This window comes from Peribacillus sp. P4_D6 (assembly GCF_056401795.1).
The window spans coordinates 1-1,211 of record NZ_JBFUIQ010000340.1 but is presented as its reverse complement, the minus strand read 5'-3'; the positions used below and the strand labels follow the sequence as shown (position 1 = coordinate 1,211).

The window sequence follows — 1,211 nt, the reverse complement described above, 5'->3', positions numbered from 1 at the left end:
AGCTGTTACTGCGCCTAACGTCATTAAACTAGATAATGAAACTGATAGAACTTTCTTTTTAAAATTCAAAATAAACCCTCCTTATTATATATAATAATCAAGAAATATAACTATTATTAATATTCTGACATTTTTACTACTTTATGTTAATAGTGAAAAATGACTATGTTTCCAAATTTCTTCTACCAAAAAACATTTTTGTTCCCGATGAAGAAAAACCAGACGGACACCCGTCTGACGTTGATTGGAACGTAGGGCACTCGCTTTCCGCGGGCGRCCGGGGGAGCCTCCTCGGCTTTCGCCTGCGGGKTCTCCCCTAGACGCGCTTTTCTAAGCAGGAGTCTCGAACACCCGCTCCAATCAACTTTGTCTTACCTTTTAGATAGAACACATTTGCCTAGAGTTCCGTCTGGTTACTTCAATATATGCTGGAAGTTATAAAACTATCTTTTCCTCACTTTTAATTATTGCCTGCCCTCCGTCAGTGGAATTGACTCGTATTGTTCCGGATTGATTTTATAAACAGAGCCATCAGTAACTCCATCAATTATTCCATATAGGCCTCTTTCAACTGCTTTAATGAGCATGCCTTTTTTCTTTTGGCCAAAAGACTGAGTTTGACCTCTAACTTCAAAGAGTACTGTCCCGCTTCCGTTTAAAGCAAAGGCTCCTAAAGCCGTTCCAGGAAGGTTTTGATTTTGCGGATACAAGGATATGTTCCCATATGGAGAATTACCTTGTGCTTTCATGGCATTATATACCGCCACATTCAATTGTCTGGAAAAATCATAATTATAGTTTTTTGCATATTTTGCATAATCCTGTCCTGAAGGCGAGCTTGGATCAGGAACAAATTGAGCGGAAATCGAGTAGGTGACTAAATCATCCGTTCCATCAACTTCATAATAGGGAGCTTGGTGATGCAGGTCCACAAAAATCTCCACCTTACCGTATTGCTTCAGTAGAGACTTGTAAACATCACGTGTTGTTTGTGATTCAGGTGTTATGAACCAACCAGGGGTGGATGATTTTCCAGGGAAGTCTTTAGCTTGAGGAATATAATTTAAATCAGGATTAAAGTCTCGATTAACATCGAAACCTGGTTTGGACTCATAATCGTATGATTCATTTTTGTATGTATAGTAGTTCCAAGTTGGATTCGCTCCTGCTAACTGCGGAAACTGGTCGACGACCTCTGCCCAGGTCATATC

Annotated in this window: 1 pseudogene; it reads right to left on the bottom strand. The window is 39.9% G+C overall.

From position 1 onward, the window contains the following. Positions 1–464 precede the first annotated feature (464 nt). Positions 465–1,211: pseudogene (locus AC1DVB_RS27390) on the bottom strand (M14 family zinc carboxypeptidase); the annotation flags it as partial.